This window comes from Falsiroseomonas sp. (assembly GCF_051859025.1).
In the GTDB taxonomy this organism is placed as follows: domain Bacteria; phylum Pseudomonadota; class Alphaproteobacteria; order Acetobacterales; family Acetobacteraceae; genus Falsiroseomonas.
The window spans coordinates 713,751-732,196 of record NZ_JBHYGL010000001.1 but is presented as its reverse complement, the minus strand read 5'-3'; the positions used below and the strand labels follow the sequence as shown (position 1 = coordinate 732,196).

At 70.4% G+C, this 18,446-nt stretch carries 17 protein-coding genes; 2 read left to right on the top strand and 15 right to left on the bottom strand.

Going from position 1 to position 18,446, the window contains the following annotated elements; translation table 11 throughout:
* Positions 1-2 precede the first annotated feature (2 nt).
* From greB to dusB, 11 genes are all read right to left on the bottom strand, one after another.
* Complete coding sequence (gene greB / locus ACTIE5_RS03635; RefSeq protein ID WP_439548648.1) at positions 3-470, bottom strand: transcription elongation factor GreB; 468 nt, start codon at positions 468-470, stop codon at positions 3-5.
* A gap of 64 nt (positions 471-534) precedes the next feature.
* Positions 535-1,371: an inositol monophosphatase family protein gene (locus tag ACTIE5_RS03630; protein ID WP_439548329.1), complete on the bottom strand. Its 837-nt coding sequence runs from the start codon at positions 1,369-1,371 to the stop codon at positions 535-537.
* Positions 1,372-1,375: 4 nt separating this feature from the next.
* The gene (hflX, locus tag ACTIE5_RS03625; protein WP_439548647.1) at positions 1,376-2,626 is read right to left on the bottom strand and encodes a GTPase HflX; all 1,251 of its coding nucleotides are present in this window, start codon (positions 2,624-2,626) and stop codon (positions 1,376-1,378) included.
* Positions 2,627-2,708: 82 nt separating this feature from the next.
* Positions 2,709-3,044 (bottom strand): RNA chaperone Hfq, encoded by a 336-nt coding sequence (gene hfq, locus ACTIE5_RS03620; RefSeq protein WP_439548328.1) that lies wholly within the window; start codon positions 3,042-3,044, stop codon positions 2,709-2,711.
* A 68-nt stretch (positions 3,045-3,112) separates the two neighbouring features.
* Positions 3,113-3,787 carry an HAD family hydrolase gene (locus ACTIE5_RS03615; RefSeq protein WP_439548327.1) on the bottom strand — a complete coding sequence of 225 codons (675 nt, stop codon included), beginning with the start codon at positions 3,785-3,787 and terminating at the stop codon, positions 3,113-3,115.
* Positions 3,787-4,659 carry a D-amino-acid transaminase gene (locus tag ACTIE5_RS03610; RefSeq protein WP_439548326.1) on the bottom strand — a complete coding sequence of 291 codons (873 nt, stop codon included), beginning with the start codon at positions 4,657-4,659 and terminating at the stop codon, positions 3,787-3,789. Before ACTIE5_RS03610 ends, ACTIE5_RS03615 begins: the two co-directional genes overlap by 1 nt.
* Positions 4,660-4,725: 66 nt before the next feature.
* Positions 4,726-6,138 (bottom strand): nitrogen assimilation response regulator NtrX, encoded by a 1,413-nt coding sequence (gene ntrX, locus ACTIE5_RS03605; protein WP_439548325.1) that lies wholly within the window; start codon positions 6,136-6,138, stop codon positions 4,726-4,728.
* Positions 6,128-8,386, bottom strand: coding sequence for an ATP-binding protein (locus tag ACTIE5_RS03600; RefSeq protein ID WP_439548324.1), 2,259 nt, complete (start codon positions 8,384-8,386; stop codon positions 6,128-6,130). Before ACTIE5_RS03600 ends, ntrX begins: the two co-directional genes overlap by 11 nt.
* A gap of 292 nt (positions 8,387-8,678) precedes the next feature.
* Positions 8,679-10,139 (bottom strand): nitrogen regulation protein NR(I), encoded by a 1,461-nt coding sequence (gene ntrC / locus ACTIE5_RS03595; RefSeq protein ID WP_439548323.1) that lies wholly within the window; start codon positions 10,137-10,139, stop codon positions 8,679-8,681.
* Positions 10,140-10,169: 30 nt separating this feature from the next.
* Positions 10,170-11,288 carry a two-component system sensor histidine kinase NtrB gene (locus ACTIE5_RS03590; RefSeq protein WP_439548646.1) on the bottom strand — a complete coding sequence of 373 codons (1,119 nt, stop codon included), beginning with the start codon at positions 11,286-11,288 and terminating at the stop codon, positions 10,170-10,172.
* Between the two features lie 38 nt (positions 11,289-11,326).
* Positions 11,327-12,400, bottom strand: coding sequence for a tRNA dihydrouridine synthase DusB (gene dusB / locus ACTIE5_RS03585; protein ID WP_439548322.1), 1,074 nt, complete (start codon positions 12,398-12,400; stop codon positions 11,327-11,329).
* A gap of 161 nt (positions 12,401-12,561) precedes the next feature.
* On the opposite strand from dusB, the gene ACTIE5_RS03580 reads away from it, so the two are divergent.
* Positions 12,562-13,722, top strand: a complete 1,161-nt coding sequence (locus ACTIE5_RS03580; protein WP_439548321.1) for a bifunctional 2-C-methyl-D-erythritol 4-phosphate cytidylyltransferase/2-C-methyl-D-erythritol 2,4-cyclodiphosphate synthase — start codon at positions 12,562-12,564, stop codon at positions 13,720-13,722.
* A 322-nt stretch (positions 13,723-14,044) separates the two neighbouring features.
* Here the strand turns inward: ACTIE5_RS03580 and ACTIE5_RS03575 are convergent, their stop codons facing one another.
* The 4 genes from ACTIE5_RS03575 to ACTIE5_RS03560 all read right to left on the bottom strand — a co-directional run bounded on the left by ACTIE5_RS03575 (position 14,045) and on the right by ACTIE5_RS03560 (position 17,069).
* Complete coding sequence (locus tag ACTIE5_RS03575) at positions 14,045-14,860, bottom strand: CatB-related O-acetyltransferase (protein WP_439548320.1); 816 nt, start codon at positions 14,858-14,860, stop codon at positions 14,045-14,047.
* Positions 14,857-16,020 carry an acetyl-CoA acetyltransferase gene (locus ACTIE5_RS03570; protein ID WP_439548319.1) on the bottom strand — a complete coding sequence of 388 codons (1,164 nt, stop codon included), beginning with the start codon at positions 16,018-16,020 and terminating at the stop codon, positions 14,857-14,859. Before ACTIE5_RS03570 ends, ACTIE5_RS03575 begins: the two co-directional genes overlap by 4 nt.
* A 37-nt stretch (positions 16,021-16,057) precedes the next feature.
* Positions 16,058-16,858, bottom strand: coding sequence for an enoyl-CoA hydratase/isomerase family protein (locus ACTIE5_RS03565; RefSeq protein WP_439548318.1), 801 nt, complete (start codon positions 16,856-16,858; stop codon positions 16,058-16,060).
* Between the two features lie 64 nt (positions 16,859-16,922).
* Positions 16,923-17,069, bottom strand: coding sequence for a hypothetical protein (locus ACTIE5_RS03560; protein WP_439548317.1), 147 nt, complete (start codon positions 17,067-17,069; stop codon positions 16,923-16,925).
* 114 nt (positions 17,070-17,183) lie between these two features.
* Here ACTIE5_RS03560 and ACTIE5_RS03555 point away from each other — a divergent pair, with 114 nt between their 5' ends.
* Positions 17,184-18,440, top strand: coding sequence for a DUF2254 domain-containing protein (locus ACTIE5_RS03555; protein WP_439548316.1), 1,257 nt, complete (start codon positions 17,184-17,186; stop codon positions 18,438-18,440).
* Positions 18,441-18,446: the final 6 nt, after the last annotated feature.

Below are 18,446 nucleotides of genomic sequence, written 5' to 3'. Positions count from 1 at the left end.
AATCACGCCGGCGGATAAGCGATATCCACCACCTCGATCTCCTCCGCCCCCGATGGGGTGCGGAGCTTGCGGGTGTCCCCCACCTTCGCCCCCAGCAGCGCCCGCGCCACCGGCGCGACCCAGGAGATGCGGCCCTGGCTGCTCTCGGCCTCATCCACGCCGACGATGGTGATCGTCACCTCCGCATCGTCGGAGGCGCGGGCATAGGTGACGGTGGCGCCGAAGAAGACCTGGTCCCGCCGCGTCTGCGCCGCGGGGTCCACGACCTGCACCTTCTCCAGCCGCTTGCGGATGAAGCGGACGCGGCCATCGATCTGGCGCAGCCGACGCTTGCCGTACTGGTAGTCCGCATTCTCCGACCGGTCGCCGAGGCCGGCGGCCCAGGAGACCACCTCCACCACCTTCGGCCGCTCCTCCTCCCACAGCTTCCGCAGTTCCTCCCGAAGCGCGGCCGCGCCGGCGGGGGTCATGTAGAAGGGGGTGCCGGGGGGGAGGCCGGGCGGGCCTTCCTCCTCGTCGTCCTCGTCGGCCAAGTCAGTCCTCGCCGAACAGCGCGGCGCGGGCTTCTTCCCAACTGGCGCGGTCGGGCGCGCAGATCAGGCCGCCGGTGACGTGGTGGCCGGCTTCATAGGCGCCGCCGTCGAACTGGGCGGCGTAGCCCCCGGCCTCCCGGTGGATCAGCCAGCCCGGCGCGTGGTCCCAGGGCATCAGCTTGTTGTAGACCAGCAGATGGGCGTGGCCGCCGGCCGCCAGGCGGTATTCATGGGCGGCGCAGCGGAAGTTCAGCGTGGCCGCCAGTCGCGGCAGGCGGGTGACGATGCGGGCCTTGGTCTCCGCCGGCATGAAGCCCCAGGACACGGCGGCGACCATGCGGTTCACCGGCACCGGCGTCGCGACGGACAGCGCGCCGAGCCTTGTGCCCGCGCCATCCTCCACCCAGGCGCCCTCCCCCCGTACGGCCAGGCAGGTATCGTCGCCGAGCGGATCATGGATCCACCCCGCCACGACCTCCCCCTTCACGAAGGCGGCGACCATGCAGCCGAACAGCGGCACCCCAGCCGCGAAATTCGCGGTGCCATCGACGGGATCGACCACGAAGGCCAGGTCCGCGTCCCGCAGGCGCGTCAGAAGGGAGGCATCGGCCGCCGTCCCTTCCTCCCCCACGACCACGCAGCCCGGGAACAGGCGGTCGAGGCCGGCCTCGATCACCCGCTCCGCGGCCTCATCGGCCTCCGTCACCAGGTCGAGCGGCCCGGATTTGGTGCGGACGGCGTCGGGGGCCAGCTTGCGGAAGCGGGGCATGATCTCGGCGCGGGAGGCATCGCGCAGCAGCGTCGCGACGGCGCTGGCCGTGCTGGCATCGAAGCGCATCGTCTCATCCCCCTCGCTGGTCGAAGCGCGCGCGATCGGCCGGGGAGAGGCGGACACGGAGGTGGATCGCATCCTCCCCATCCCGCCGCTCCAGCACCTCCCCATGCGCGTGCAGCCAGGCCAGGCTGGCGCCGTCGGCGGGGGCGATGGCGTAGTCCACCACCTCCAGCCCCGCGGCCATGCGGGCATCCAGCGCGGCGCGAAGCTGTTCGAGGCCGTCGCCCGTCAGGGCGGAGACGGCGATGGCGCCGGGGATCTCCGGCAGGGAATCCACGCCACCCATCAGGTCGGCCTTGTTCAGCACCTCCACCACGCGGCGCGGCCAGGCCTCGTCCATGGTGGGGTGGTCGCCTTCCGCCATCTCCGTCAGCACGGCCAGCACATCGGCGCGCTGGGCGGCGGTTTCGGGATGCGCGGCATCGCGGACATGCAGGATGATGTCGGCGGCGGCCACTTCTTCCAGCGTCGCGCGGAAGGCTTCCACGAGTTGCGTCGGCAGGTCGGAGATGAAGCCGACGGTGTCGGACAGGATGACGGTCCGCCCGGAGGGCAGCTTGATGGCGCGCATCGTGGGATCGAGCGTCGCGAAAAGCTGGTCCTGCGCATAGACGCCGGCGCCGGTCAGGGCGTTGAACAGCGTGGACTTGCCGGCATTGGTGTAGCCGACCAGCGCGATCACGGGATAGGGCACGCGGGACCGGGCGCTGCGATGCAGGCCTCGGGTGCGGCGCACCTGTTCGAGTTCCTTCTTGAGCCGCACGATGCGTTCGTCGATCAGGCGGCGGTCGATCTCGATCTGGCTTTCGCCGGGACCGCCGAGGAAGCCGAATCCGCCGCGCTGGCGTTCCAGGTGGGTCCAGGACCGGACCAGGCGCGTGCGCTGGTAGGACAGATGCGCCAGTTCGACCTGCAGCGCGCCTTCCTTGGTGGCGGCGCGATCGCCGAAAATCTCCAGGATCAGGCCCGTGCGGTCGATCACCTTGGCGCCCCAGGCCCGTTCCAGGTTGCGCTGCTGCACCGGGGACAGGGCGGCATCGACGATGACGACGCTGACGCCGTGGCGCTCGCACGCCTCCTTCACCGTCGCGACCTGGCCTTCGCCCAGCAGGGTGGAGGGACGGATGGCGCGCAGTGGCTGGATGGCGGTGTGGACGATGGTCAGCCCGATGGAGGCCGCCAGGCCGACGGCCTCCGCCAGCTTGGCTTCCACGGCACGGCTGGTGTCGCCGCGGCCGAATCGTTCGTAGGGGAGAATGACGGCGGCCCGGGTGGGACCGCCATGCGTATCGACGCCGCCGGGGGCGCCTTGCGCCGCCCCCGGGGCCTGGCCGATCGGCCTAGTCACGCGGTCCGACAGGATTCACCTCTCGTCCCAGGGTCAGGCGGCTTTCACGGGCCGGTGCCGCGGCGCCTTCCGGGGCGGCCGCGCCGGCGCCTGCCGCCGTCGCATCGAACAGCATGATCGGCGCGCCCGGCATCACGGTGGAGATGGCGTGCTTGTAGACCAGCTGCGTGTGTCCATCCCGACGAAGCAGGACGGAAAAGTTGTCGAACCAGGTGATGATTCCCTGCAGCTTGACGCCGTTAACCAGGAAGATCTTCACCGGAGTTTTCGATTTACGAACGTGATTCAGGAACACGTCCTGCACGTTCTGGGACTTCTCGGCGGCCACGGAGGGTCGGTCCTTCTTGTTGTTGGCCTGGGCAGCACGAAGCCACCGGCAGAGCCTGGGGAGGAGCCCTAGCTTCCCCTACCGGCAGGGGCGCTGGCAAGACGCGAGAGTGCATCAGCCAGCGCATGGCCGTCATCGAATTGCAGATCGGGCGCGGCGGCAATGACGCCGCCGTCATGTCCCGCATCGCCCAGCAACACAGCTGTGCATCCTGCCGCGCGGGCTGCCTGCATGTCGAGCACCGTATCGCCGATATACCAGACATTCCGCCCGGATTCGATGCCGCAGCCCCGCAGCGCCAGCAGCAGCGGCGCGGCGGAGGGCTTGTCCGCCTCCGCATCCCCGGCCCCGACCAGGGCCGAAAAATGCGATGCCCAGCCGAGATGCGCCGCTTCCGTGCGCAGCAGTGGCCCCTGCTTGTTCGAAACCACCGCCTGGGGACCCAGCGCCGCGGCGGCCTGCAGGGCCTGGGCGGCGCCTGGCATGGGGTTCAGCACGTCCAGGTGGCAGGCGCGGACGGCGGTGTAGAAAATGTCACGCGCATCCTCCCACGCCGTGCCGAACATGCCGGGGAAGGTGTCGCGCAGCGATCCGCGCACGCGCGCCAGGACCGTTTCGCGATCCCATTCCGGCATGCCGTAGTGGCGGAAGGTGACGTTCAACCCATGCTCGATGGCCGCCCAGCCATCGACGAGGGTGTTGTCCCAGTCCCAGAGGATCGCGGCCGGCCTGATCGTCGCCATCAGGCGGCGTTCTTCACATCGCCCTTCACATGGCGGGCGAAGATGTCGAACAGCCGCCGCACCACGGGGCCGACCTTGCCATCGCCCACCGGCGCGCCGTCGATCTTCGTGATCGGCTTCACGAAGGATGTGGCGGAGGTGATGAAGGCCTCCCTCGCCCGCTTCACATCGTCCAGGGAGAATTCGCGCTGGTCATAGGGCAGGCCGAGCAGGTCCAGTTCCTTCATCAGCGCCGCGCGGGTGCAGCCCGGCAGGATGACGTTGTCGAGGTGCCTGGTGCGGATGGCGCCGTGCTCGTCCACGATCCAGAAGGTGGTAGCGGCCCCTTCCGTCACCATGCCCGTCGCCTCGTCGAACAGGATGGCCTCGATCGCTCCGACCTCCCTCGCCTTCTGGCGGGCCAGGCAATTGGGCAGAAGGTTGACCGACTTGATGTCCCGCCGCGCCCAGCGCAGGTCCGGCAGCGTGATGGCGCTGGCCTGCCACTTGTCGATGTCCGTCGGATAGGGCGCGATGCGGCGGATGGTGACGACGAGCGCCGGCGGCACGGGCTTCGACGGGAAGGCATGGTCGCGGCGGGAGACGCCGCGGGTGACCTGCATGTAGAGCAGCCCGTCGCTCACGCGGTTCCGCTGCGCCACTTCCCGCAGCACCATGGACAGCGCGCCGCGCGACATCGGCATGGGCAGCGCGATCTCCCGCAAGCTGCGCTCCAGCCGCGCGAGGTGCAAATCCTCATCGATGTATCGGCCTTCGTGCAGGTGCACGACTTCGTAGATGCCATCCCCGAACTGGTAGCCGCGATCCTCGATGTTCACCGAGGCCTCCGACTGCGGGAGGTAGCGGCCATTGACGTAGGCGATCTTGGACATGCGGGCGGTGGCCTTCGGGGTGGCGTTCGGGGCGGGTCGATCAGGGCGCGGCTTGCGCCGAGCTTTTCATGGTGCGGCTTGCGCCGCGGGCGCGCGATCCTCGGCATGCACGCCAAGGAACTTCAGCTTCCGGTGCAGCGCGCTGCGTTCCATGCCGACGAAGGACGCGGTGCGGCTGATGTTGCCGCCAAAGCGCAGCAGCTGCGCTTCCAGGTACTGTCGCTCGAACAGTTCCCGCGCCTCACGCAGCGGCAGGGTCATGATCTCGCTGGACCGGTCGAGCTTGAGCACCGCGGGGGCGGCGGCGCCGACCTGGGGCGGCAGCATGTCCGGGCGGATCGGGTCCCTCGCCTCCCCCGGCGCCATGATGAGCAGCCAGTCGATAAGGTTGCGGAGTTCCCGGACATTGCCCGGCCATTCATAGGCCTGCATCGCGGCCAGCGCGTCCTCGCTGAGTTCGCGGGGCGCCATGCCGGACGTCTCCCCGGACCGCGCCATGAAGTGCCGCGCCAGGGCCGGGATGTCCTCCCGCCGCTCCCGCAGCGGCGGGATCTTCAGCGGCACGACCGCGAGGCGGTAATACAAATCTTCCCGGAACCGCCCCGCGCCTATCTCGGCCTGGAGATCGCGGTTGGTGGTGGCGATGACCCGCACATCGACGGTCACGCGCTGCGCGCCGCCCATGCGCACGAAACCCTGTTCCTGCAGGGCGCGGACGATCTTCCCCTGGGTTTCCAGCGGCATGTCCGCGACCTCATCCAGCAGCAGCGTGCCGCCATGGGCGCGTTCCAGAACGCCGGCCCGGCGCGGCTGGGCGGAGGGGTCGGCGCCGGCCTCCACGCCGAACAGCTCCTCCTCGAACCGCGCGGGCGCGAGGGTGGCGCAGTTCAGCGCGACGAAGGGGCCATCGCTGCGGCGGGACCGGGCGTGCAGCATTCGCGCGGCGACTTCCTTGCCGGCGCCGGCGGGGCCCGTGATCAGCACGCGCGATCCCGTCGGCGCCACGCGTTCCAGCGCCGTGCGCAGCTGCGTAACGGGGGCGGAGATGCCGACGAGTTCCGTCTCGCCCCCCGCGCGCAGGCGAAGCTCGCTGTTCTCCCGCTGCAGCCGCGCCGCTTCCAGGGCGCGGGAGACCACCAGCAGCAGGCGGTCGGATTTGAAGGGCTTCTCGATGAAGTCGTAGGCGCCGTTCTGGATGGCCTGGACGGCAGTCTCGATCGTGCCGTGGCCGCTGATCATGATGCAGGGGACGCGCGGTTCCTCCCCATGCAGGGCGGCGAGGATGCCAAGCCCGTCGAGGCGCGAGTTCTGCAGCCAGATGTCGAGGATGACGAGGCTAGGCCGCCGCGTGCGGAAGGCGGCGATGGCCTGGTCGGAATTGGCGGCCTGGCGGGTCTCGTAGCCCTCATCGGAGAGGATGCCCTCGATCAGGGCGCGGATGTCGGGCTCGTCGTCGACGATCAGGATCTCATGCGCCATGATCTGTTCGCCCCATCGCCGCGCCCATGCCAGGCCGTTCCCCTTGCGCCATGCCGGCCGTCGCCACGTCCTTGCCCGCCAGGGGCAGGATCAGCAGGGCCCGGGCGCCCGCGCCATCCGGCCGGTCCTCCAGGCCGAGGCGGCCGCCATGGTCCTCCATGATCTTCTTGACGATGGCAAGGCCGAGGCCCGTGCCTTTCGCCTTATGGGTCACGTAGGGCTCGGTCAACCGTGCACGCTCCTCGCCATCGGGCAGGCCGATCCCGTTGTCGTCAACGACGACGCCGATACCATCCTCGAACGAGTCGAGCCTTATCGCGATGGCGCCACGCTCCCCCTCCTCGCGGGGGGCGGAGGCGACGGCATCGGCGGCGTTCTGCAACAGGTTGGTCAGCGCCTGGCCGATCAGGCGTCGGTCCATGGGCAGGCGTGGCAGGCCATCCGGGATGGCGGTGGTGTAGTCGATCTCGGGGTGGGCGGCCTTCTGGAGCACCAGGGCTTCGCGCACCACCTGGCCGAAATCCTCCGGCCGGATCACGGGCTGTGGCATGCGGGCGAAGGCGCTGAATTCATCCACCATCCGGCCGATATCGCCGACCTGGCGGACGATGGTGTCCGTCAGGCTCCGGAAGGTCTCGGGATCCGAGTGGATCTCCTTGAGATACTTGCGCTTCAGGCGTTCGGCGGAGAGCATGATCGGCGTCAGCGGGTTCTTGATCTCATGCGCGATGCGGCGCGCCACATCGGCCCAGGCGGCCTTGCGCTGGGCTGATTGCAGTTCGGTTATGTCGTCGAAGGTCAGCACATAGCCGGTAACGCGCCCGGCCTGCGTCTCCGCGCCGATCCGCGCGATGAGGCTGCGGCGCCGGGCGGGCGGCCCGATGGGCAGTTCCGCCGTGCGCGGGCGGTCCGGGTTGGCGCGGGCCTCCTGCACCAGTTCCGCGAATTCGGGCGCGACACGAGCCATCGGCAGGCCGATCCCGGCATCGAGGTCGACGCCCAGCAATTCACTGGCGCTGCGGTTGGGCAGGTTGATCCGCCCCTCCGCATCCAGCCCCACCACCCCGGCCGAGACGCCGGACAGCACGGTTTCCGTGAAGCGGCGGCGTTCGTCGATCTGGCGATAGGCCTCCATCAATTCGCCGCGCTGGGCCGAGAGCTGGCTGGTCATGCGGTTGAAGGCGCGGCTGAGGGAGGCGAGTTCGTCATCCGCCGTCCCCTCCTCCACCCGCGTGGCCAGGTCGCCGGCGCGAACCCGTTCGGCCGCGTTGATGAGGCGCGAGATCGGCCGCGCCATCTGGTTGGCGAAGACGAGGCCCACCAGCACGGCGGCCAGCAGCACCAGCAGCGCGGCGCAGGCGAAGATGAGGGCGAAGGTGATCTGCAGGCTACCGCGGTTGCGGTCCAGCTGGTCGTAATCCTGGAAGGCCAGTTCCGTGCGCCGCATGTGTTCCAGCACGCCGCCATCCAGCGGCCGGCCGATCAGCAGCAGCAGGCCGGGCTGGACATCGAGGGTGGCGAGCGCGCGGACGCGGGCATCGCTTTCCGCCGGCACCACTGCGACCTCCCCCTGGCGGACCGTCTCCATCGCCCAGGCGGGGGGCGGTTCGATGACGGCGCCGGGGCTGAATCCGGCGGCGGCGATGACGCGGCCCAGCGTCGGTTCGAAGATCACCGCCTCCGTCAGGCCACGGATGCTGGCCTGGGTCGCCAGCAGGCGTTCGAAGGCCGGCTGGTTGTCCGGCAGGAAGACGACGGCGGCGCGGTTCAGGTCCGCCGCCATGGCCAGCGCATCCACCCGGATCTCGTCCCGGTGCTGGTCCAGCCAGGCGCGGGAGGCGACAAGGGAGGCTTCCAGCGTCGAGCGCACGCGGTCGCTGAACCAGGCCTGGATGCCGAGGTTGAAGAAGATGGCGGCGAAGGCGGCGACGATCAGCGCGGGCACCACGGCGACGCCGCCGAACAGCATCACTAGCCGGACGTGAAGGCGGGCCCCCGCGCTGCCGCGGCGCCGTTCCGCCCAGACGCGCACCAGGCGCGTGGCGAGCGACGCCGCCAGCATCAGCAGCACGCCGGCATTGGCCAGCACGACGAAGACGATCTGCCCGGGCCGCGTCGGCCCGAAAGGAGACCCGCCGGCGAGGAGGATGAAGGTGGCAAGGCCCAGCAGCACGGCCGTGATGGCCAGGCCGAGCGTCATCGCCCGGCCGAAGAAGAAGTCCCCGATGCGACGCCAGCGCGTTGCCATTCAGCCTGCCCGTTTCCTGCGCCGGGGGTTAGCCCGGGCTGTGGCATTTTAGCAACTGTGGCGATTCAGGCCATGCATCCCGGCGCGGAATCGGCGGCGTCGTTCATCTGGAAGTCGGTGGCGGCACTAAGTGCGTTTAGCCCTTTAAGCACTTTTAGCACCGCTTTCGGTGCCCGGCGGCGCCCGTATTGCTCGGGAACCAGGGCTCATCGGAGCGCGGCACACAGCACTGGCGATGATGGGCTGAACATAGACGGAACACGCAGCCCGGCGCCAGTGTTTTCCGGCCGGCTCAGGGCAGCCCGCGCACCACCGGCAGGTCCAGCTCCCGCAGCTTCTTCCGCAGCGTGTTGCGGTTCAGCCCCAGCATCGCGGCGGCCTTGATCTGGTTGCCGCGCGTGGCACTAAGGGCCAGCTTCAGCAGCGGCCGCTCCACCTCCGCCAGCACGCGGTCATAGAGGTCCCGGATCGGCATGCCGTCCTTGTGCGCGGACATGAAGCCGGCGAGGTGCCGTTCCACTGCCTGTTCCAGCGTCTCGGGCGCGCGGGGGCCTTCCTCGGCCGGCGCGGCGGCTTCCGCGAGTTCGGAGCCGACGGCATCGGCGCCGATCGTCTCCTGCGGGTACAACGCCGCCATGCGGCGCATGAGGTTTTCAAGCTCTCGCGCATTGCCCGGCCAGGAATGCTGCTTGAGGCGGTCCATCGCCCCCTGGTCCAGCTGCTTCTGCGGCAGCCCGGCCGCGCGGGCGCGCTCCAGGAAGTGGCGGGCCAGGAGAGGAATATCCTCCAGGCGTTCGCGAAGCGGCGGCAGGCGGATGGGAACGACGTTCAGGCGGTAGAACAGGTCTTCCCGGAACATGCCGCCGCGGATGGCCTGCCGCAGGTCCCGGTGGGTGGCGGCGACGATGCGGACATTGGCCTTGATGGGCTGGCGGCCGCCGACGGTGGTAAACTCGCCTTCCTGCAGCACGCGCAGCAGGCGGGTCTGGGCCTCGGGCGGCATGTCGCCGATCTCGTCCAGGAACAGCGTGCCGCCGGCGGCCTGTTCGAAACGGCCGACGCCGCGGTTCAGCGCGCCGGTGAACGCGCCGCGTTCATGGCCGAAGAGCTCGGATTCGATCAGTTCCCGCGGGATGGCCGCCATGTTGATGGCGACGAAGGGGCCGCCGCGGCGGCGGCCGTAATCATGCAGCGCGCGGGCGACCAGTTCCTTGCCGGTGCCGGACTCGCCGGTAATCATCACGGTCAGGTCGGTGGTCGTGAGGCGCGCGACCGTCCGGTAGATCTCCTGCATCGCGGCGCTGCGGCCGACGAGGGGAAGGCGCTCCTCCGGCTCCTCGGTCTCCGTCACTTCCGCGGTGCTGGGGGCGGAGAGCGCCCGGCCGACAACTGCCAGAAGTTCCTTCAGATCGAAGGGCTTGGGCAGGTAGTCGAAGGCACCGCGCTGGGTCGCCTTCAGCGCGGTGGAGAAGGTGGATTGCGCCGACATCACCACCACCCGCAGGTCCGGGCGGATGCGGCGGATGCGGGGCACCAGGTCCAGCCCGTTCTCATCCGGCATGATGACGTCGGTGATGACCAGGTCGCCCTCCCCATCCTCCACCCAGCGCCAGAGCGTGGCGGCGGAGGAGGTGGCGCGGACGTGGTAGCCGGACCGGGTCAGCGCCTGGGACAGCACCGTCCGGATCGCCCGGTCGTCATCGGCCACGAGGATGGTGCGCGTGGTTGCCGAAACGGTCGCGGCGTCAGTCATGGAAGGCTCCCATCAGGCTCGGCCGAAACATCAGGGTTTCCCCGCAGCCGCCTGGCGGGACGCCGGCGGCGGTGCGGGCAGGGACAGGCGGAAGGAGGTGCGGCCAGGGCGGCTGTCGCATTCGATCAGCGATCCCTGGTCCGCGACGAGCTTGGCCACCAGCGCGAGGCCGAGCCCCTGCCCGCCCCGCTTGGTCGTCACGAAGGGTTCGAACAGCGTGGCGCGGATGGCTTCCGGGATGCCCGGGCCATTGTCCCGCACGATGACCTGCAGCGGCAGGTGGACCCGTTCCAGGCTGCCCGGCACGGCGATGCGGACGCCGTGGTGGTAGGCGGTGGCCAGCAGGATCTCACCTTCTCGCGGATCAACGGCTTCCGCGGCGTTCTTCACCAGGTTCAGCAGGATCTGCACCAGCAGATCGCGGTTACCCCAGACCGGCGGCAGCGACGGGTCGTATTCCTGGTGGATCTTCAGATGCGCCGCGAAGCCGGACAGCGCGATGCGCCGGACATGATCCAGCACTTCATGGATGTTGACCGGCGCCTGTTCGACCGGGCGTTCGGAGAACATGTCCATCCGCTCCACCAGGTTGCGAATGCGATCGACCTCGTCCTGGATCAGCAGGCAGAGCTCCCGGTCGCCCTCGCTGGCGCCCTGTTCGAGGAGCTGGGCGGCGCCGCGGATGCCGGAAAGCGGGTTCTTCACTTCATGGGCCAGCATGGCGGCCATGGCGGAGGCGCCACGGGCGGCGCCCCGGAAATTCAGTTGCCGATCAAGCATCTGCGCGGTGGAGCCGTCCTGGAATGTGAGGACGATGCCCCCCGCGATTTCCGGGAAGGGCGCGGCCTGGGCGGCAACGCCGAAGCGGCGCAGGCGCGGGCTTTCCAGCACCAGATCGTGGTCGGAGACGGGGCTGTCATGCGCCCGCACCTGCGCCAGCACCCCGAACAGCCGGTTGTCATGCGGCAGCATGTCCCGCAGCGACTGGGCGCGGAGCGAGGCGGCGGAGAGCTGGAAGAACAATTCCGCGGCCGGGTTGGCGAAGACGAAGCGATCCCCCGCATCCAGCACCACGGCGGCGATGGGCAGCGCGCCGAGGACGGCGGTGGCTTCGGGTGGCAGGCCCTCCGCCGGGGTGGTGCCGGACAGGCGAAGGGCGCGGGCGGCGCGGGACAAGGCCGTACCCCTCACGCGGCCATCCGTTCGTCATCGGGCGCGGTGGGGCGGGCGGGCTGCACGCCACGCTCGATCAGCGGTTCGTAGAAGCGCTGCATCAGGGTGAGCACGGCCTCGACCGTGTCGGTGCGGTTGACCTCGGACCGGAACTCAGCCGAGCCAGGCAGGCCCTTGGAATACCAGGAGACATGCTTGCGGGCCAGGCGCATGCCGGGGTCCCTGCCGTGATGGGCGAGCATCGCCTCGTAATGCGCGAGAAGCGTTGCATATTGGTCGGCGAGGGACGGGTCTGGCGGCAGGATGCCGGTGGCCAGGTAATCCGCCACCTGCTTCGGCAGCCAGGGGCGGCCGTAGCAGCCTCGGCCGATCATCACGCCATCGGCGTTGGACTGGCGCAGCGCTTCCGCCGCGTGTTCGGGCGTCAGGATGTCGCCATTGACGATGACGGGGATGGAGACGGCGGCCTTCACCTGGGCGACGAAGGCCCAGTCCGCGGTGCCGTTGTAGAACATCTGCCTGGTGCGGCCATGGACCGTGACCAGCCGGATACCGCAATCCTGGGCGATCCGGGCCAGCTTCGGGGCATTGAGGGAATTGTGGTCCCAGCCCATGCGCATCTTGAGGGTGACGGGGACGGAAACCGCCTTCACCACCGCTTCCAGGATGCGGGCGGCGCCGATCTCGTCCTTCATCAACGCCGATCCGGCGGATTGGCCGAGCGCCACCTTCTTCACCGGGCAACCGAAATTGATGTCCACGATGGCGGCGCCATGGCCGACGACCAGGCGCGCGGCTTCCGCCATCACGGCGGGGTCGCACCCCGCGAGCTGGACGGAGGACGGGCCGCCGAAGCCATCGACCTCCACCATTTTCAGGGTGGTCCGGTTCTCCCGCACCATGGCGTTGGAGGCGATCATCTCGCTCACCACCAGGCCGGTCCCCTGGGCGCGGGCCAGGCGGCGGAAGGGCAGGTCCGTGACGCCGGACATGGGCGCCAGGACGACCGGCACGTCGATCACCGCACCGCCCAGGTCGATCGGGCGCAGCATGGGACCGGTCCAGGGGCCGGATGGGGAGGTGTTCATGCTCATGATTTGGGCAAGGTATCGCTAGATTGACCCTGGGGCAATGCGGATGGCGGGTTCTGGCGGGTTCCTGCTGAAAAATCCAGCAACGACACGGGGTTGGCGGGCCGGTCTGGAGGGGCCGTCTGGGCGGGGCCGCCGGGGTGGGCTAGGCTCCCGCCATGCGATGCGTGGCGCTGCTGATGGCAGCGGGCAGCGGCAGCCGCTTCGGTGCGCCGCAACCCAAGCAATACTCGATCCTGGCCGGAAGGCCCGTCATCCGCCATGCGGCGGAGGCGCTGCTGCGGGAGGGGGGCGTCGATGCCCTGCTGCCGATCTGCGCGCCGGACATGATGGCGACCGTGACGGCGGCGCTGGAGGGCCTGCCCTGCCTGGCGCCGGTGGCGGGCGGCGCGACCCGCCAGGCCAGCGTGCGGGCGGGGCTGGAGGCGCTGGCGGGCGACCCGCCCGCGGTGGTGCTGGTGCATGACGCGGCGCGGCCGGTGGTGCCGGCGGGGACCGTCGCGGCTCTGATGGCGGCGCTGGAGGACCACCCCGGCGCCATCCCGGCCCAGCCCGTGAGCGATACGCTGAAGCGGGGCGATGGCGGGCTGATCCTGGAGACGGTGCCGCGCGCCGGACTGTTCCGCGCCCAGACGCCGCAGGCCTTCCGCTTCGAGCTTCTGCTGGCGGCGCATCGCGGCGCCGCGGCGGAAGCGACGGATGACGCGCAGCTGCTGGAAGCCGCGGGGCTGGCGGTGGTGCTCGTACCCGGGCACGAGTCGAATGTGAAGATCACCTGGCCGGAAGACCTGGCCCGGATGGAGGCGGCCCTGAGGGAAGCAACGATGAGCGTGCCCATGATCCCCCGCATCGGCACCGGCTTCGACGTGCATCGGATCGTCGAAGGCCGGCCGATGGTGCTGTGCGGCGTGGTGGTGCCGGGGCCGCTCGGGCTGGATGGGCATTCCGATGCCGATGTCGGCATCCACGCGCTGTGCGACGCCATCTATGGCGCGCTGGCGGAGGGCGATATCGGCCGGTGGTTCCCGCCCTCCGACAACCAGTACAAGGACGCCGACAGCGCGCGCTTCCTGGTCCATGCGGCCGGGCGGATCGCGGCGCGGGGCGGCGTGCTGGCCAATGCGGATGTGACACTGATCTGCGAGCGGCCGAAGATCACGCCCCATGCGACGGCGATGCGGGAGAGGCTGGCGGGCCTGCTCGGGGTGCCGGTGGACCGCGTCTCCGTGAAGGCGACGACGACGGAGCGGCTGGGCTTCGCGGGGCGTGGCGAGGGGATCGCGGCGCAGGCGGCGGTGTCGGTGCTGGTGCCGGGGTAGCGTTCACTGCCGCGTGACCGGGCAGAATCCCGAATGCGTCGCGGATTGGTTTGCAAAATGGGAATCTCGGTGCTGCCGATGAAGCAGCTCCACAGTCCCCCATGGGCAACTGGCCCAGCGGGATGTCGCGCAATCCACTGTTTTGCTGGGCCAGGCGGCGCCGGGGCATGGGCCAAAAAAAAGGGCCGATCCTTTCGGACCGGCCCAAGGCAAGGTTGAGGAAGGCTAAGCTGCCAGGGCGGACAAGGCCGCCGCATGACGCTCCATGGGATAGCAACCCCCGTGCCAGAGCCCGGGGGTCGCGCCGCCCGCATGCTGTTCCCTACCCCGTCGCCAGTGCCTCCAGCTCGATCGCGGGCTCGATCCAGTTCTCCGGCAGTTCCTGCGCCTCCCCGGCTTCGATGCGGGCGGAGAGCTGGTCGATGAAGCCGGTGATGTCCTCCGGGTCCAGATCGGCGAAATCCGTGAAGCGGAAGCGCCACCAGGCGAGGCGGAGAAGCCCCTCGATCACCGTGTCCTCGAAGCGGTAGCGCTTGATGCGGGCGGGGGAGCCCGCGACGATGGCGTAGGGCGGCACGTCGCGCGTGACGACGGAGCGGGCGCCGATCACGGCGCCATGGCCGATGGTGATGCCGCGCTTCAGCAGGACGTCCTGGCCGATCCAGACATCATGGCCGATGATGGGCAGTGGGCCGAAGCGACGGAAGGGGCGCAGGGGGTAGCTGCGTCCGAACTCCGCCTCGCCGAGCGACTGGAAGACAGCACGGTAGCTGAAGAGGTGCGTCGAGACGCGGTCCATCGGATGTTCATCCGCGCTGACCGCGATGCGGGCGGCGAGCGAGCAGTATCGCCCGGCCACGAGCCCCGGGCTGTGGGAGTAGCTGAAGGCGCCGAGCGAGGCGGTGCCGCGCGCCGGCATGGTCGAATAGGCCTCCGTCCTCCAGGCTCGCGGCAGGCGCACGGGGGCGCCATGGCGGAACACGCCCTCGATCCGCATGGGATGCGCCAGGAAGACCTTGCGCTGGCGGAACCAGGCCTCGATTTCCGGCGACCAGGTGACGGTGACGAAGGGTGATGGCGCCGGCGGGGCGTCGGCCGGCGCCGGGGTGGCGAGGGCGTCGCCGGGTTGATCCGTCAAACGCGCTCCAGGATGGAACAGTAGTTCGCGACCGCGGCGCCGCCCATGTTGAAGACCCCTGCCCGGTCCGCCTTGGGCAGCTGCATGTCCCCGGCCTGGCCAGTGAGCTGCATGGCCGCCAGCACATGCATCGAGACGCCGGTGGCACCGATCGGGTGGCCCTTCGACTTCAGCCCGCCGGAGGGGTTCACGGGCAGGCGGCCATCCTTGGCCGTCCAGCCCTCCAGCGCCGCTCGCGCCCCCTGCCCTTCCGGCACCAGGCCCATCGCCTCGTATTCGATGAGCTCGGCGACGGTGAAGCAGTCATGCGTCTCGACGAAGTTGAGGTCCGCCAGGCTGAGGTTGGCGTCGGAAAGGGCGCGGGACCAGGCGGCGCGGGCGCCCTCGAAGCGGATGATGTCGCGGGATGCGATGGGCATCATGTCCGTCGCCTGGACGGCGGCGCGGAAGCGGACCGCTTTCGCCATGCTGCGGGCCGTTTCCTCGTCGGTCAGGATCAGGGCGGCGGCGCCGTCGCTGACTAGGCTGCAATCCGTGCGCTTGAGGGGGGGTGCGACGAAGGGGTTCTTTTCCGACTCAGCCCGGCAGAAGGCGAAGCCGAGGTCCTTGCGCATCTGGGCGTAGGGGTTGGCGACGCCGTTCCGGTGGTTCTTGGCGGCGATGGCGGCCAGCGCGTCGGACTGGTCCCCATGGCGCTGGAAATAGGCTTCCGCGATGCGGCCGAAGACGCCGGCGAAGCCCGCGGGGATGTCGCCCTCCGTCCGGCGGTGGGAGGCGCTGAGGAGGATGTCGCCGACCTGCGCGCCGGGCGTCGCGGTCATCTTCTCCGCCCCCACGACCAGCGCGAATCGGCCGCGCTTGGCGGCCAGGAAATCCATGGCGCCGTGGATGGCGGCGGTGCCGGTGGCGCAGGCGTTCTCGTAGCGGGTGGTGGGCTTGAAGCGGAGTTCAGGGACGGTCTGGAGCAGGAGGGAGGCGAAGAAATCCTGCTTGGTGAAGCCGCCATTGAAGACGCCGACGAAGGCGCCGTCGACGTCATCGGCCTCGATCCCCGCATCCTCGATCGCGGCGCGGGCGACGCGGCCGAAGAGGCTTTCGATGTCGGGGTCTTCGAGCTTGCCGAAGGGGGTATGGGCCCAGCCGACGATGCAGGCGGTCATGGCGGTGTCTCCTCGCTGGGGGGGAGTATAACGCGGGTCAGGCGGCGGGGGACCAGGAGGGCTTGCGGCGTTCCTTGAAGCTCGCGATGCCCTCCTTCGCCTCGGGGTCGGCGGCGCGGCGGGCGAAGGCCTGGGCGCCGGCCTCGGCATAGGCCTCCGTCGAGACGGGGCCGAGGGCGGCGAGCAGGGCCTTGGTCTCGGCGAGCGCGCCGGGGGCGCCTTCGAGGATGTCGGCGATGACCCGCGACAGTTCCGCCTCCAGCGCGCCGGCATCGGGCAGCACCTGATGGACCAGGCCGGTGCGGGCGGCCTCGGCGGCGTCCAGCACATGGCCTTGCAGGCAGATCCGCGTCGCCTCGCTGCGGCCCATGCGGCGGACCAGCCAGGGCAGGATCTGGGCGGGGACCAGGCCGCGACGGACCTCGGGGGCGGAGAAGCGGGCATCGGCGGAGGCGAGCGCGATGTCGGCGGCCGTGACCAGGCCGAGGCCGCCGGCGAAGGCGGAGCCCTGGATGGCGGCGATCACCACCTGCGGCAGCTGGGAGATGGCGGTGAAGCGCTGCCCGGTGGCGCGGTTGCGGGCCTGCTGGCGGGCGAGCTTCGTCGCCTGATCCTCCGGCGCGCCGACCTCCGTCAGATCGAGCCCGGCGCAGAAATGGCCGCCGGCGCCGGAGAGGACCACGACGCGGATCGTGGCATCGGCGCGGAGTTCGGCGAGCAGTTCATCGAGGCGCGCGACCAGCGCCTCGCTCATTGCGTTGCGGCGATGGGGGCGGTTCAGCACCAGGCGCATCACGGGCCCGTCGCGGGTGGCGAGGACGGGGTTCTCGTCAGTCACAGGTCAGTCTCCGTACCGAGGTGGAAGAGGCAGTCGCCGCGCGCCGTCATGCCGGGCCAGCGTTTTACCAGGACGATGCCGTCGATGGCGAAATGCGGTGGACCAGGCCTTGGGCGCCGGCATGGGTGGAATGCGCCGGGCGGAGGAAGCCGTGGCGCTTGCCGGGGGTGTCGAGGTCGATCTCGCAGGACAAGGTGCTGCGCGTAGTCATCCGGTTTCCCCCTGATGGCCGCAGGGTCGGGCGGGCGCGGCGGCGGGTCAAGCCAGTGAACCGGCGGCGCGGTGAACCGTTGCGGTCCTCCGGCAGGCGCGGGGGAGCGGCGCGGTGACGGCAGCGCGGTTGCGGCAATGGTGGGCGGATCTCCGCGCCTCCTTCTGGCTTCGCCCCGCGGTGATGACGGCGGCCGCCATCGTGCTGGCGGAGGCGCTGGTGCGGCTGGAGGGCAAGGTCTCGCTGCCCGATGGGCTGGACGATTTGGTCTATGGCGGCGCCGCGGCGGGGGCGCGGGACGTTCTGGGGGCGTTGGCGAGTGCGACCATCGGCGTCGCGGGGACCACCTTCTCCATCACCGTCGCGGCGCTGACCCTGGCATCGAACCAGATGGGGCCGCGGCTGCTGCGGAACTTCACCAGCGATGCCGGCAACCAGTATGCGCTGGGCGCGCTGGTCGCGACCTTCGCCTTTTCGTTGGTGGCGCTGCGATCGGTGCATGAGGGGGATGACGGCGGCTTCGTGCCGCAGCTGGCGGTCTCGGCCGGGTTGCTGATGGGGTTCGGCTGCATCGGCGTGCTGATCTGGTTCCTGCACCATGTCGCGGCCTCCATCAGCGTGGACCGGGTGGTGGCGCTGGTGGCGGCGGAGCTTGACCAGGCGCTGGAGAAGGCCTGCGGGGATGGCACGGACCCGGAGCCCGCGCTCGGGCCCGCGCCCGATGCCGCGGCGCTGCGCGCGCCCGGCAGCGGCTACCTTCGGGTGTTGGACGATGCGTCCCTGGCGGATTGGGCGGCCGGATGCGGGGCGGTGCTGCACCTGGATGTGCGGGCGGGTGGGTTCGTGCTGGCGGGCGGCGTGGTGGGCCGGGTCAGCCCGCCGGCGGTGAGGGAGGCGGCTCGGGCGGCGCTCGCGGAGGCGATGGTGCTCGGCCAGTCCCGCAGCGTGGAGCAGGATCTGGAATACGCCGTGCGGCAGCTGGTGGAGATCGCGCTGCGGGCGCTCTCCCCCGGCATCAACGACCCCTTCACCGCGATCGGCGTGCTGGACCGGCTGGGGGCGACGCTGGCGGGGCTTGTGGGGCGGACGCTGCCGGATGGCGTCTTCCGGCGGGATGGCGAGGTTCGCCTGGTGCGGCCCGCGACGGATTACGCGGGGCTGGCGGACGCCATGTTCCACATGCTGCGCCAGGGTGCGGCCGGGCAGCCCGCGGTGATGATCCGGATGCTGGAAGTGCTGGCCGCCGTGGCGGCGGTGGAGCCGGACCCGGCCCGGCGGGCCGTGCTGGCGCGGCATGCGGGGCTGGCGCGCCACGCCGCGCTGGGCGGCACGCGCGATCCGGCGGCGCGGCGGGCGATCCGGTCGCGCTGACCGCCG

Excerpts from the sequence above, each read along its gene's own strand:
- ACTIE5_RS03580 (WP_439548321.1), top strand. The coding sequence starts at position 12,562 with ATGCGATGCGTGGCGCTGCTGATGGCAGCGGGCAGCGGCAGCCGCTTC.
- ACTIE5_RS03610 (WP_439548326.1), bottom strand. The coding sequence starts at position 4,659 with ATGTCCAAGATCGCCTACGTCAATGGCCGCTACCTCCCGCAGTCGGAG.
- ntrC (WP_439548323.1), bottom strand. The coding sequence starts at position 10,139 with ATGACTGACGCCGCGACCGTTTCGGCAACCACGCGCACCATCCTCGTG.
- ntrX (WP_439548325.1), bottom strand. The coding sequence starts at position 6,138 with ATGGCGCATGAGATCCTGATCGTCGACGACGAGCCCGACATCCGCGCC.
- ACTIE5_RS03615 (WP_439548327.1), bottom strand. The coding sequence starts at position 3,787 with ATGGCGACGATCAGGCCGGCCGCGATCCTCTGGGACTGGGACAACACC.
- ACTIE5_RS03570 (WP_439548319.1), bottom strand. The coding sequence starts at position 16,020 with ATGACCGCCTGCATCGTCGGCTGGGCCCATACCCCCTTCGGCAAGCTC.
- ACTIE5_RS03630 (WP_439548329.1), bottom strand. The coding sequence starts at position 1,371 with ATGCGCTTCGATGCCAGCACGGCCAGCGCCGTCGCGACGCTGCTGCGC.
- greB (WP_439548648.1), bottom strand. The coding sequence starts at position 470 with ATGACCCCCGCCGGCGCGGCCGCGCTTCGGGAGGAACTGCGGAAGCTG.
- dusB (WP_439548322.1), bottom strand. The coding sequence starts at position 12,400 with ATGAACACCTCCCCATCCGGCCCCTGGACCGGTCCCATGCTGCGCCCG.
- ACTIE5_RS03560 (WP_439548317.1), bottom strand. The coding sequence starts at position 17,069 with ATGACTACGCGCAGCACCTTGTCCTGCGAGATCGACCTCGACACCCCC.
- ACTIE5_RS03600 (WP_439548324.1), bottom strand. The coding sequence starts at position 8,386 with ATGGCAACGCGCTGGCGTCGCATCGGGGACTTCTTCTTCGGCCGGGCG.